Source organism: Flavobacterium sp. RSP49, assembly GCF_003968735.1.
In the GTDB taxonomy this organism is placed as follows: Bacteria; Bacteroidota; Bacteroidia; order Flavobacteriales; family Flavobacteriaceae; genus Flavobacterium.
Map to the genome: position 1 here is coordinate 21420 of NZ_RYDN01000020.1, position 14372 is coordinate 35791.

Below are 14372 nucleotides of genomic sequence, written 5' to 3' on the forward strand. Positions count from 1 at the left end.
TTTTTATGATTTCTATTTTATTTATAAAGGTAAATAAATAGGGTATTGATTGTTCTAATTTAAATATCCGATTTCTTCAATTGGGCTTCGTCTTTTGTCTTTTAATTTTTTAAAGTGAGAAGGGGAAAGTCCAGTTACTTTTTTGAACTGACTTGATAAATGGGCAACACTGCTATAATTCATTTTCCAAGCAATCTCAGTTATGTTTAATTCGCCATAAATAATTAATTCTTTTATCCGTTCTGTCTTATGTGAAATTATAAATTGTTCAATTGTGGTTCCCTGCACTTCTGAAAACAAGTTAGATAAATAGGTATAGTCGTGATTTAAGAGTTGGCTCAAATAATCGGAAAAATTGATCTTAATATTTTCAGTTGAATGGTGCACCATTTCGATAATTATATTTTTGATTTTTTCGATAAGCATTGACTTTTTGTCATCCATCAGTTCAAGTCCATAATCTAAAAGTGCAATTTTTAATTGTTGTCGTTGCTCCAAAGTAATATTTTCCATAATTTCAACTTCTCCTAAATCGACAACCATAAAGTGAAGGTCTAGTTTTTTTAGCTCTTCTTTCACTGCGATTTTACATCGATTTCCTACCATGTATTTTATATATAGTTTCAAAAATATTTCTTTTACAGTTTAGACAAAATTAGCTTTTAGCACTATAGGTACTTTATATAATTTAACTTATAAGTTATATAATTAAAGTTATTCTATTTTAAATAGGATATTAATTAAAAATAATTAAAAAATATAATAATTTTTTGCAATTAGTAAATTTCGTTACATATTTTTTACCAGTAACATTCTGGCAATTTTAAAATAATGACCATTAAAAGGTTTTCTCTAAATATAAGTAATAACCATGGTATAATGTCGTATTTTAAAATCAGGATAAAATTATGTAACAATCTGATTTAAAGCTCTTTTACTTAAAGTTAATTCTTTTGACTTTACGACTTTTAAACTTTCGACTTACTTAGATCTGTTTTTAATTTTAATAGTTTTTAATTGTAGTTTTTAGCTTTTACTTTTCAAAAATGCTGAAATAAGCTCGTATGATATCGGGAATGATTCAATATTCAAAAAAGAGATTTGGTTATTTTAATTCGAAATAATTCTAAAACTATATATTGAATTTAGTATTTCTATCCTGTTTTGCCACAACTATTCCGGAAGCAAAAATGTACTGCTATTTATCAAAAAATTATTCCATCAAAAATGAGTTTACCCAATCTAAGGATTTAATAGAGGAAACTTTATTTTCTTCATTCATTGTAACTCGAAGTTCCTTATTGGCTACTTTTTTAGTATATGATGCCTTGTATCTGAAAAGAGTACTTCCGTCAAAATTGTTTTTATATACTTCAACTAAATGAAGATCAATAAAAGTTCCATAATATTGGCGAAAACGCGTACAGGTTTTTGTCAGTCGTTCTTCGGTGGTGTTTTTTATTACTGACGTTGTGGCTTCATTGAGGTTAAAAGGCTTGAATTTTGAAGTATTACAGGTCATCAAAACTCGCTTTCCTAATTCATATGCTTTAGCTTTTTGATCCGCATCGATTGCTGTTAAGTCCAGCTTCACAATTTTAGCGTTCTCAATTTCGGGTTCTGGGGCAATTATAACAGTTTTTGATTTGCATCCAATAAGTAAAAGAATGCTAAATACAATCATTATTTTTTTCATGATTTATTTTATTTTTAATAGGATATTGGGATCTGGACAATTTTTCAAATAGTAGCTCAAATCATTTTTGCTGCATACACCGGGATAATCACCAAGGATTTTAGCCATTTTTTTTATAATCTGAAAATGCAAATGTGGGGCATAATCACCATTGACAGCAGCGTCACCTAATGTAGCCAGCTGACTTCCTTTTTCGTATACATCACCAATATTAATGTTACCAATGCTTTCAAGCGACAAATGACCGTATAAAGTATAGAATTTTTGGTTTTCTATTTTATGTTCCAGAATAATAGTGGGGCCATAATCACCCACACCAGTATTATAATTGAAGCTGTGGATAAATCCGTCTAATGCTGCAAGAACCGGCGTTCCTGCCTTGACCCATAAGTCTATACCAATGTGAATGTTTCTTTCGTCGGTTTTCGTGTCATTAAAAATTTCACTCCGTTTGTATAAATTTCTAATTTCATTATATCCTCCAAAAGCAACTTTTGCATTATTTCGAGCTAAGTAATCCTCAATGTATTCTTCAAAGGCAATTGCGGTATGTATATTTCGTTTTGATAAGATTTCATTTGTATTGGATAAATCTAATGGCAGGTAGCTGTTGTAATCAATTGTTTTATCTATAACTTTAACATTTTGAATGTTGTATAGAATATTTTCTAGTTTTGTCATTTATTGGTTTTTAAAAAGCTTAAATTTAATTAAAAAAAGGCTGTATAAAAATTTTACCATGGTATTATAACTTTTAATTAGCAGATCGAACCTTTTAATTTGAGTGTATAAGTAACAGCCACTGTATAATGTCGTGTTTTAAAATTAGGCAAAATGACGCAACAGATTGATTTTAAACTACTGTTTGCAATAGTGTTCCTTTTGACTTTATGACGTTTAAACTTTCGACTTACTTAAGGATAGTCTTTAACTCCTAATTTTAAGATTTATTTATAAATAGGTACCGAGTTTAGCAGCTGAATTCTTACTTTAAAACGTCATCAACTTTTCATGCTCATCCGTTAAATGGGATAAACAATCTAATAAGGGATTTTCTAATGAATGTTTTGAAATGAGTAGGTGTATTTTTTCTATCAAAAAAAATCCCAATCGTTTCCAATTGGGATTCTAATTTATGAATTGGATTTTAGTATAAATTTGGATATTTTGATGGATTTACTTCATTCATTATACCATACACTTTTTCAAAAATATCTTCTATTGAAGGTTTAGAGAAATAATCACCATCTGTTCCGTACGCAGGTCGATGTGCTTTTGCGGTCAAGGTTTGCGGTTTACTGTCTAAATAATTATAGGCATCCTGTTGTTCAATAATTTGTTGTAAAACATAAGCAGAAGCTCCGCCCGGAACATCTTCATCGATTACTAAAAGACGATTTGTTTTAGCAATACTTTTTACAACATCTTGATTAATGTCAAACGGAAGCAAAGATTGTAGGTCGATAATCTCGCAATCTATACCTATTTCAAGGAGTTCCTTGGCAGCTTGCTGTACTAATCGCAAAGTGGAACCATAGGAAACGAGTGTAATGTCTGTTCCTTGTTTTAAGGTTTCAACTACTCCAATTGGGGTTTTAAATTCGCCATAGTTTAGTGGCATTTTTTCTTTCAATCGATAACCGTTCAGGCACTCAATGACTAAAGCAGGTTCGTCACATTCTAATAAACTATTATAAAAACCGGCTGCTTGGGTCATGTTTCTAGGAACTAAAACATGAATTCCTCGCACGGCGTTTATGATCATTCCCATAGGAGAGCCAGAATGCCAGATGCCTTCTAAACGATGACCGCGAGTACGTATAATTAGTGGTGCTTTTTGTTTTCCTACGGTTCTATATCGCAACGTAGCTAAATCATCACTCATGATTTGAATCGCATACAATAAATAATCTAAATATTGAATTTCGGCAATAGGGCGTAAGCCTCTTAATGCCATTCCAATGCCTTGACCTAAAATGGTTGCTTCTCGAATTCCTACATCGGCAACGCGGAGTTCTCCATATTTTTCCTGCATTCCTTCTAAACCTTGATTAACATCGCCAATGGTTCCTGCATCTTCGCCAAATATTAATGTTTCAGGATATTTAGTAAAAATAGCATCAAAATTATCGCGCAAAATCATACGTCCATCAGTATCTTCTTTTGCATTTTCTTGATATACCGGTACCACTTTTTTGACAGAGAACACATTTAAATCTGTTTCTGAAAATAAGTTGCTGCTAAAATTATTTTGTGTTTTAGCAGTGTACGTTTTTATCCAAAGCGATAGTTCAGCTTTGCCATTTTCATTTAGGATTAAACGCAATACTTTTCGTGCTGTCACCAAAATTTCCTTTTTCAAAGGAGACTTGATATTGCTTAAATCGGCGGTATATTTTAATATTACTTCTTTGTTTTTGCTACTTTCGGCTATTTTTTGCAATAGAGCAACTATTTCTTTTTGCTCTTCAATTACGGGTTCTAAAAATGCATTCCAAGCTGCTTTCTTGCCTTCTAAAACATCTTTTTTGGCTTGTGCATCAATGGCTTCAATTTCTTCAGGAGAAGCAATATTGATAGCAATCATCCATAATTTCATTTGACGGATGCAATCATAGTCTTTTTCCCAGGCCAATCGGTCGGAATTTTTGTAGCGCTCATGGGAACCAGAACTGGAATGTCCCTGCGGTTGTGTCAATTCATTTACGTGTATCAAAACAGGAGTATGATTTTGTCGGGCTATAGTGGCAGCTTTTTCATACGTGGCAATCAGGTCTGCATAATCCCACCCTTTTACTCTTAAAATTTCAAAGCCATTTGTGTTTTTGTCTTTTTGGTATCCTTTTAAAATTTCAGAAATATTTTCTTTTGTGGTTTGATGTCTTGCATGAACAGAAATCCCATATTCATCATCCCAAATACTCATTACCATTGGTACTTGTAAAACACCCGCTGCATTGATAGTTTCAAAAAATAAGCCTTCTGAAGTACTTGCGTTTCCTATGGTGCCCCAGGCAATCTCATTTCCTTGATTAGAAAAATTAGCTGCATTTGGTATTCCAGAGACTTGTCTGTAAATTTTTGATGCTTGAGCCAGTCCTAGTAAACGTGGCATTTGTCCGGCAGTTGGGGAAATGTCAGCGCTAGAGTTTTTTTGTTTTGTTAAGTTTTTCCAACTTCCATCTTCATTTAAGCTGTGGGTAGCAAAGTGACCGCCCATTTGCCTTCCTGCTGACATTGGTTCTTGTTCGATATCATTATGACCATATAATCCGGCAAAAAATTGTTGGATAGTAAGTTCACCAATAGCCATCATAAACGTTTGATCACGGTAGTATCCAGAACGGAAATCTCCATTTTGGAATGCTTTCGCCATTGCCAGTTGCGGCACTTCTTTTCCGTCACCAAAAATCCCAAATTTAGCTTTTCCAGTCAATACTTCTTTACGGCCTAAAAGGCTGCACTCTCTGCTTAATATGGCTATTTTATAGTCATTTAATACTTCGATTTTGAAATCTTCAAATGTCAATGTAGTATTGGTTTTTTCTTTTATCATAATTGAAAAGTATAACTTTGAGGTGCAAATTTACTTAAAAAGTAGCTAGATTCATAATTCATTGAAATAAATATAATTAAATTATTGTAATTTATTCTAATAAAAAGTATCTTATTTTTTTATTATATGTAATTATAAAATCAATTTGCTAAGAATAATTTAATAATTAATGAGAATCTTATTGAATTAGAACCATTTTCGATTAAAAAGATTGATTAATGTTTTAGGTGAAAAAGTAACTATAAACCGCACTTTTTCGTTATAATTCTTTTCACCTATTTCCCACCCATTGGTAGAATAAATAGGAAAATAAAGTTCAAAATAGTCTGTGACTAAATTCAGGCGAATACCACTATCATAAACAAAACGCTCTTTTATTCCTTTGTTTTTAATGATCCCTAAATCCCCATAGACTTCAATCCAGTTCCATATACTGTAACTGGCGTTCATGCTAGTTATCCATCTATTGGCAAAAGGGGTATTGATTTTGGATTTAAAACCTCCTTCGGCTACAAGGTATTGTTGACTGAAAAGACCACTGTTTTCTGATCTTCCTAAATAATTGTAATCAAAAAGGTAATCCGTTGGCCGGTCTAATGCGAAGCTGAAAAAATCGGATTGCGTTTTATTATACAAAAAACTTCCCGCATACAACCGTAAATTAATTTGCCGGTTGTTTTCAAAGAGTTTTCGGTATTCAATTTCACCTGTAATTTTTCCGAATTTACCAGAAATTTGTAGATCCGTAGTAAAATTAAAATGGTTGGTAACTTCTGTTTTGGTATTAATATATCTCGCATCAAAAACAGAATAATTTTCGGGGGAGTTGTCAAGTACCAGGATACTTTTTTCTTTATTGACAATTACTTGTCGGAATAAGAAAAGCTGTTTCCTATTGTCTCTGAAGTTGGGCTCTCGGATACGCAATTGCACCGTTGGATTTAGTCTAAGATATGCTGCATCCTGTGCATAATGAAAGTAGGAGCCACTGATTGAATATTTTGCGTTGTAAAGGGTACTGTTTCTGAAATTTTGGTTGGCTACAAAGTGAGCTGAGCCTGATAAATTATCTGATTTAGTTGAGTATGATGGGTTGATGTCAAAAATAAACGGCTTGTCTAAAATGGTTTTATTATGCAATCGTATGCCCGGTGTGATGCCGTCATAAAGATTGTACCCGATCGAGGGAACATACAACACCTGATTGTAATACGGATCTTCTAGGTCTTTCATAAATACAAATTTTACAGGGCGATTGTTGGGAAAAAAACCACTTAGTTTCTTCCAGTTATTTCTTAAATTGTATTCTGGAACTTCATTTTTTAGATTTAAAATAATTTTATCCGCATTGTTTTTAGCAATTGTAAAACTATTGTCACATTCCTTAATATCTAACCACTGTTTAAAAACGATTTCTCCTTTTTTTGTTCCATACACCGGAATAGGAATAACGGCTGCAGTTTTATTGCGCACCGAAAAAGTAATACTGTCTCTGGTTTTTGTTACGCTTGAAAATTTATAGTCAATGATGTCTCTGGAATTAATAATTGTATTAAAAAACCAACTGATATCTTTTTTGGTGTTTGCTTTCAATACACTCTCAAAATCATTCCTTGTTACCTGTTTGGTATGATTTTGATGATAGAATTGTCGAATACTAGTTATAACGGCGTTATTTTGTAAATAATTATCCAAAAAGCGAATGCTTAAACCCGCACGATATTTACTGGCAATTTGCTCGTTAAATTTAATTAAGCTGTTTTTTGAATCTCCAAGCGGTTGGTCCAGATTTTTTCGGGCCATCAACATATAAAAATAACTGTATTGGTCATTGAAACCAACATTAGTTAAATTAAAGCTTTTTAACAACCTTATATTTGAAGCACTACCCAACATTTTAGTATCGGGGTAATTCTCATCTATATATTTCATCATTGCATATACTTGAATCCCGTCATAAATCCAATTGTCTTTTCTTGGATCCAGATGCAGGCTGGTTTTCAAGTACTCATTTAAGTACGTTTTCAAAAATTTAATCTCATAAATAAAGTCATCCGGAAACGGACTAATGAAGGAAGGTAGCTGGTTCAGTCCATAAAAAGGATTTCTTTCATAATCTGTTTTTGAAATAATAATTCTATCATGAGGATATTTTCCAATTAAATTAGTAGTAAAATTTATAATTTTATCAATTACAATTGCTTTTTGGATGGGCTCTAATTTGCTGTTTTTCAAATCGGTAAGCACTTCAATAGCATTATTTTTATAACTTTCAAAACTAGATTTTGGCTCGATGATTAAGCTGAAAACAGTTCTGTTATTGCCGGATAATTGGTACTGCGTAAAATCATCTTTTGATATTGTTTTGGTACTTTTTAAATCTGACGTAAGCTCAAAATGTATGGGTATTTTAAAATCAATAGTCACATTTGATATCGCATTAGCAATATCGTCTAAATTCATATTACTATATTTTGTAAAGGCATGATTTTCATAACGGGCAGGAGTAAGGTACCAGTCTTTCAGGTTAAATGTCCCATTGCTATTGTATCCATATTTGGTAAATTTATCGCTCGGTATTTTAGAAACATAGGTGAGTTGTAGCTTAATTTTCTGATTTGGAAGCAATTTATTGCGTAACTGAACCACTATATAATCAGGGTTTTTCTCTGTTCTTTCCCAAGACAGGAAAAGTTGATTTTCATCCAGTATGGTCAAATTTAGTGTACTTCCTCGTTCTTCCTCTTTGGCTAAGTGAAAACCCCTGTAAAATTCATCCGAAAATCGTTTGGCTAAAGGCGTATTTTTGTTAGAATAAGCAGTGTTCCAATCATTCAAAACAATAGTAGTCAAAGAATCCTCAGACTGATTTATAAAAGTAATTTCTTGTTTAACATTTAAAATTTTACTTTCAGGATTCAGTTCTACGGATAAGTTATTATGATGTTGTGCATATTGTTTGACCGAAGCCAATAAAACAAAAAGATAAAATACTATTTTAAGGTTTGATCTCAATTTCCTCGTATTAATTTATTAAAAAATGAATATATCTCTTTATTAGATATGGTTGTTAATTAAAATTAAACAAAAAAAGAAGCTGTTTGGGGGGCAGCTTCTTTTTTTTAAAAATTTGGTGATAAATCATATTTCTTATAAAAAGCATTCAGAATATGAACCACTTCATCTTCAGTATCTACAATTTTGAATAAATCTAGATCTTCAGCGTTTACCGTATGTTCCCTTTCAACTAAAACCGCTTTGATCCAATCGATTAATCCCGACCAAAAACTGGTGCCAACTAATATTATTGGGAATCTTGCAATCTTTTTCGTCTGTATTAAGGTTATAGCTTCAAATAACTCGTCCATTGTTCCAAAACCACCCGGCATCACGACAAAACCCTGAGAATATTTGACAAACATCACTTTTCGAACAAAGAAATAATCAAAATTAAGATTTTTATCGCTGTCAATATACGGGTTGAAATGTTGCTCAAAGGGCAATACAATATTCAATCCTACTGATGCGCCGCCGCCCAGATGAGCTCCTTTATTTCCTGCTTCCATAATTCCCGGGCCACCACCAGTAATCACGCCATAACCCGCCTTACTGATTTTATAGGCAATTTTTTCGGCAAGCAAATAATATGCATCTTCCGGTTTCATTCGTGCCGAACCAAAAATAGTTACACACGGTCCTATGCGCCCCATGCTCTCATACCCGTTTACAAATTCAGCCATAATTTTAAAAATCGCCCAACTGTCATTGGTTCTGATTTCGTTCCAAGTCTTTCTTTTTAGGCGGTCTTGGATTACTCTATCTTCGTCGTTATCAAAATCTTCTAATCTCATTTTCAAAAATATATTTTACTTTTTCTTTATTTGGAGCTATTTCCTGCTATCCATTTCAATCTTTATTGTTTTAAAGAAAAACAATAAAGGATTTCCATTGCTATCAGGGCTAAGCAAATTTAATACGTTTGCTCTTCAATGGATTTTGTTATTTTAGATATAACTTTACCAGTATGTTCAGTAGTTTTTGATTCTATCAGCATTATTAAACAGTCGTCAGTTGACGAAACTCTGTGGTTTATACCTTTTTTAACCACAAATAAATCTCCTTTTTTCATAGTGAATTTAGGTTCGTTTTCAATTTCCATTAAAAGTTCTCCTTCAACAATGTAAAATAATTCATCTTCCTTTTCATGATTATGCCATGGTAAATCTTGGCCTTTGATTTTTGCCACTTTGATAAATTGATCATTAACTTCACCAATTATTTTCGGTGAAAAATAGTTTTCGACACTACTGAACGCTTCTTTTAAATTCATAATTTCCAAAAATTATTTTTTTATTTTTTATGTATACTAAAGTAATTCTTTTTTCAAGAATTGCGCCGTATAGCTTTTCTTATTTTTAATAATTTCTTCCGGAGTTCCTTTGGCAATGAGTTGTCCGCCGCCTTTTCCGCCTTCAGGGCCAATGTCGATGATGTAATCCGCAAGTTTAATCACGTCCATATTGTGTTCGATAATCAAAATCGTATTTCCTTTGTCAACCAGTTTATTGATCACTTCCATCAACACTCGAATGTCTTCAAAATGCAAACCAGTTGTGGGTTCGTCCAGTATATAAAACGTGTTCCCAGTATCTTTTTTAGATAATTCTCCCGCCAGCTTAATGCGTTGTGCCTCCCCGCCAGAAAGCGTCGTGCTTTGTTGTCCAAGAGTAATATATCCTAATCCAACATCCTGAATAGTTTTTACTTTTCTATAAATCTTCGGAATCATTTCAAAGAACGGAACCGCTTCATCTACCGTCATATTCAACACATCCGAAATGGATTTCCCTTTGTATCGAATCTCTAAAGTTTCTCTGTTAAAACGCTTTCCTTGGCAGGTTTCACATTCTACATATACATCAGGTAAAAAATTCATTTCAATCGTTCGCACTCCAGAACCTTGGCAGGTTTCACAACGTCCGCCTTTGACATTAAAACTAAAACGTCCGGCTTTATATCCCCGAATCAGACTTTCAGAAGTCATCGTAAACAGATTTCTGATTTCGGTAAAAACTTCGGTATAAGTTGCAGGATTAGAGCGTGGCGTTCTGCCAATCGGACTTTGGTCAATATCAATCACTTTATCAATATGTTCCAGTCCTTCAATTTTTTTATACGGTTTTGGTTTTTTGACACCATTAAAATAATACGCGTTCAAAATAGGGTAGAGCGTTTCATTAATTAACGTAGATTTACCACTTCCGGAAACTCCAGTCACGCAAATCATTTTGCCCAAAGGCAATTCTATCGAAACATTTTTCAAGTTATTTCCGGTTGCTCCGGTCAGTTTTAGGAATTTCCCATTTCCCTCCCGACGTTTTGCTGGAACCTCAATTTTCATCTTCCCATTGAGATATTGTGCCGTAATGGTATTTGAGGCCATTGTTTCTGCAGGAGTTCCAATGCTAATGATTTCTCCGCCAAATTTCCCTGCCTTTGGACCAATATCAATTACATAATCCGCACGTTCAATCATGTCTTTATCGTGTTCCACTACAATTACGGAGTTTCCAATATCTCGTAATTGTTCCAGAGAATGAATCAATTTGTCATTGTCTCTTTGATGTAAACCAATACTCGGCTCATCCAGAATATATAAAACACCCACTAATTGTGAACCAATTTGCGTGGCTAATCGTATGCGTTGTGCTTCACCACCCGAAAGTGATTTAGAGCTTCGGCTTAAAGCCAAATAATCCAAGCCTACATTCATCAAAAAGTTCAGTCGATCCTTAATCTCTTTGATTACTTCAGTTGCGATACGCTTTTGTTTATCAGACAAGTGATTATCTAAATCAAGAAACCAAGCGGTCAAATCCGAAATGTCCATATCGCACAATTCGGTACTATTCTTTTCATTGATTTTAAAGAACATCGCTTCTTTTTTCAAACGGGAACCGTCACAAACCGGACATTTTATTTCGTCCATAAATTCCTTTGCCCAGCGCTTGATTGATGTAGAGCCGCTTTCATCATGTTGGTTTTTTATGAAATGTGAAATTCCTTCAAAATCAATTTTGTATTCTCGGGCAACACCTAAATCTTTTGAGTTGATGGTGAATTTTTCCTTCCCACCATTCAAAATCATTTCCATCGCTTCCTGCGGAATGGTTTCTATGGCATCCGTCAATTTGAAATCGTATTTTTCTCCGATAATTTCCAGTTGCTTAAAAATCCAAGATGACTTGTATTCGCCTAAAGGCGCAAAACCGCCATTTTTTATGGATAATTTTGGATTTGGAATAATCTTTTTTGGGTTAATTTCATTGACTGTTCCTAAGCCATTGCAATGATCACAAGCACCTTTAGGGGAATTGAAAGAAAATAAATTGGGTTCAGGATTTTGATAGGAAATTCCAGTAGTAGGACACATCAAATTTCTGCTAAAAAATCGTACTTCATTGGAATCTTGATCTAAAACCATCAAGACGTTTTCGCCGTGATGCATGGCTGTATTAATACTTTCGGACAATCGCTTTTCGTTATCAGGAGTATCTTCAATTACCATTCGATCCACAACAATTTCGATGTCGTGTGTTTTATAACGGTCTAATTTCATTCCCAAAGTAATATCCAATACATCGCTGTTTACGCGTACTTTAAGAAAACCTTGCTTGGCAATTTGTTGAAAAAGCTCCGCATAATGTCCTTTACGAGACCGAATAACAGGCGCTAAAATATTGATTCGCTTTCCGGTAAAATCTTGAATAATCAAATCTTTGATTTGCTCATCAGAATAGGAAACCATTTTCTCGCCGGTGTTGTAACTGTATGCATCAGCTGCACGAGCATAAAGCAAACGCAGGAAATCATAAATTTCAGTGATAGTTCCCACGGTGGAACGCGGACTTTTACTGGTCGTTTTTTGTTCAATAGCAATTACTGGAGAAAGTCCGTCAATTTTATCCACATCGGGACGTTCCAAGCCACCAAGAAACTGGCGCGCATAAGCCGAAAAAGTTTCTACATAACGGCGTTGCCCTTCGGCATAAATAGTATCAAAAGCTAAGGAAGATTTTCCGGATCCCGAAAGACCGGTAATCACGACCAGTTTTTCGCGAGGAATGGAAACGTCTATATTTTTTAAGTTGTGCACGCGAGCGCCTTGAACTTCAATGGTATTGTCTTTATCTAGCATAATTTTTTGCAAATTCCGAATAGTCGAAAGCAAAGTTACTGTTTTGATTTGTTCTTTTGATGTAACAGTTTAGAAGTTTGTGTTAAAAATAATTAGGAAATTATTCTATCGTCATCGATTTTAGTTTAGTTCTGTAGGCCTCAAGCGCAATAGATTTAGAAATAAAACCATAATATTTGTCGTTTTTGAGTACTGGCAAAAAGGCTACTTTAGATTTTTCAAATTTATTCATGACGGTTTCCATACTGTCATCCGGAGTGACTGTTTCCAAAGGTTTTATCATAATATCTTTGACCAAAGTATATTTAACTCTATAGGTATTGAATATTATTTCCCGAATAGTATTAAAATGAACCATTCCTAGAAGTTGATTTTCTGGATCTACTACAGCAAAAATTACTTGATTGGAATGTGATATCAAATCTACTAATTTTTCTAAATTTTCATTTGGCGTGACCGTTAAAAAATCCGTTTGAATAATAGAATTTGTTTCTAATGTGGAAAGAACATTAGTGTCTTTATTGCTGGTAAATGCATGTCCTTTTTGAATAAGATTTTTTACATCCATAGAATGTTTTTCAAAACGCTTTGAAATAGCAAAACTGATAGAAGAAACAATCATAAGTGGAATCATTAAATTATAACCTCCTGTAATTTCAGCAATTAAGAAAATCGCAGTCAATGGTGCATGAAACAAGCCACTTAAAATTCCGGCCATGCCAACCAAAGTGAAATTGCTGATAGGAAGTTTCGTTAATCCGGTTAAATTTAAAAATTTAGCAAAGAAAAAACCAACATAAGACCCCAGAAATAGGGAAGGTGCAAAATTACCTCCATTACCACCACTACTCAAGGTTATTCCTGTAGCAAAAACCTTTATCATCATGGTGCAACCTACAAACAATAAAAGCGCCCAACTATTATTTCTAAAACTACTGAATAAAGTGTTCTCCAATAATTTTCCGGGATCATTTTCGGATAATGTTTTGATACTTTCATATCCTTCTCCAAAAAGTGTTGGAAAAATAAAAATAAGAATGGCCAAAATAGAAGAACCAAATAAGGCTTTTTTATAAGGCGATAATTTAAGTCTGGCAAAAAAATGTTCTACCCTTTGAAAGTTACGGGAATAATAAACGGAAACAAACCCGGTAAACAAGCCTAAAAGGACGTAAAAAAAAAGGTTGTGATAATCAAAACTTTGCTGTTGCTTAAAGGACAGTAAGATGGCTTCGTCCAAGGCAATAACGGATACTAATGCGCCTGTTGCCGCTGCAATCATAATGGGTGTAAATGCCGCAATACTCACATCAACTAATAACACTTCAATAGCAAATAATACACCCGCAATTGGCGCATTAAAAGCAGCGGCAATACCTGCGGCAACACCACAACCGATTAGAAGCGTTCGGTCTTTATAACTCAGTTTATATTTTTGGGCATAATTAGACCCAAAAGCAGCTCCTGTAATAACAATAGGGCTCTCCAGACCTGCAGACCCTCCTAATCCAACTGTTAGTGAGCTGGTAACAATTTGGGAATACATTTGTTTTTTTGGAATAATACTTGCTTTTTTGGCAACAGCATATAAAATTTGCGAAGTTCCTTTTTGTATGGTTCCTCCCAAAACTCTTTTGACTACAAAAACAGTAAGCAGAATACCAATTATAGGCAAGATACTATTAAGAAAACCTAATTTTAATATTCCACTGACATACGTGGCAAAAGAAAAAACCCAATGGGCAAAAGTTTTTAAAACGATTACGGCAAATGCAGAAGAGATACCAACTAAAACAGCAGATAAAAATATAAACTGTTTTGGAGTCAATAAAGACTGTGCTATGGCAATTATTACTTCTAATTTGGTGATCAACTTTTTGAACATTATATTTTTTTTAAAGGGGATGCAAAACTACTATTAT

At 33.7% G+C, this 14372-nt stretch carries 9 protein-coding genes; all 9 read right to left on the minus strand.

Features of this window, described 5'->3' with window-relative positions; all coding sequences use genetic code 11:
- Positions 1–54: 54 nt before the first annotated feature.
- Positions 55–606 carry a helix-turn-helix domain-containing protein gene (locus EKM02_RS10360; RefSeq protein ID WP_126454925.1) on the minus strand — a complete coding sequence of 184 codons (552 nt, stop codon included), beginning with the start codon at positions 604–606 and terminating at the stop codon, positions 55–57.
- 607 nt (positions 607–1213) lie between these two features.
- Positions 1214–1696: a hypothetical protein gene (locus EKM02_RS10365; RefSeq protein WP_126454871.1), complete on the minus strand. Its 483-nt coding sequence runs from the start codon at positions 1694–1696 to the stop codon at positions 1214–1216.
- 3 nt (positions 1697–1699) lie between these two features.
- Entirely contained in the window at positions 1700–2377 is a 678-nt protein-coding gene (locus EKM02_RS10370) for a peptidoglycan DD-metalloendopeptidase family protein (protein WP_126454873.1), read from the minus strand.
- 466 nt (positions 2378–2843) lie between these two features.
- A complete protein-coding gene (locus EKM02_RS10375) occupies positions 2844–5252 on the minus strand; it encodes a thiamine pyrophosphate-dependent enzyme (protein WP_126454875.1) in 2409 nt (802 codons plus the stop codon).
- Positions 5253–5438: 186 nt separating this feature from the next.
- Positions 5439–8267, minus strand: a complete 2829-nt coding sequence (locus tag EKM02_RS10380; protein WP_234423180.1) for an aminopeptidase — start codon at positions 8265–8267, stop codon at positions 5439–5441.
- 107 nt (positions 8268–8374) lie between these two features.
- Positions 8375–9103, minus strand: coding sequence for a TIGR00730 family Rossman fold protein (locus EKM02_RS10385; protein ID WP_126454877.1), 729 nt, complete (start codon positions 9101–9103; stop codon positions 8375–8377).
- 119 nt (positions 9104–9222) lie between these two features.
- On the minus strand, positions 9223–9582 hold the full coding sequence (locus tag EKM02_RS10390; protein WP_126454879.1) for a cupin domain-containing protein: 360 nt from the start codon (positions 9580–9582) through the stop codon (positions 9223–9225).
- Between the two features lie 36 nt (positions 9583–9618).
- Positions 9619–12450 carry an excinuclease ABC subunit UvrA gene (gene uvrA / locus EKM02_RS10395; protein ID WP_126454881.1) on the minus strand — a complete coding sequence of 944 codons (2832 nt, stop codon included), beginning with the start codon at positions 12448–12450 and terminating at the stop codon, positions 9619–9621.
- 100 nt (positions 12451–12550) lie between these two features.
- Complete coding sequence (locus tag EKM02_RS10400) at positions 12551–14335, minus strand: chloride channel protein (RefSeq protein WP_126454883.1); 1785 nt, start codon at positions 14333–14335, stop codon at positions 12551–12553.
- Positions 14336–14372 lie beyond the last annotated feature (37 nt).

Coding starts and splice junctions, on each gene's coding strand:
- EKM02_RS10360 (WP_126454925.1), bottom strand. CDS start 606: ATGGTAGGAAATCGATGTAAAATCGCAGTGAAAGAAGAGCTAAAAAAA.
- EKM02_RS10370 (WP_126454873.1), bottom strand. CDS start 2,377: ATGACAAAACTAGAAAATATTCTATACAACATTCAAAATGTTAAAGTT.
- EKM02_RS10400 (WP_126454883.1), bottom strand. CDS start 14,335: ATGTTCAAAAAGTTGATCACCAAATTAGAAGTAATAATTGCCATAGCA.
- EKM02_RS10365 (WP_126454871.1), bottom strand. CDS start 1,696: ATGAAAAAAATAATGATTGTATTTAGCATTCTTTTACTTATTGGATGC.
- uvrA (WP_126454881.1), bottom strand. CDS start 12,450: ATGCTAGATAAAGACAATACCATTGAAGTTCAAGGCGCTCGCGTGCAC.
- EKM02_RS10390 (WP_126454879.1), bottom strand. CDS start 9,582: ATGAATTTAAAAGAAGCGTTCAGTAGTGTCGAAAACTATTTTTCACCG.
- EKM02_RS10375 (WP_126454875.1), bottom strand. CDS start 5,252: ATGATAAAAGAAAAAACCAATACTACATTGACATTTGAAGATTTCAAA.
- EKM02_RS10385 (WP_126454877.1), bottom strand. CDS start 9,103: ATGAGATTAGAAGATTTTGATAACGACGAAGATAGAGTAATCCAAGAC.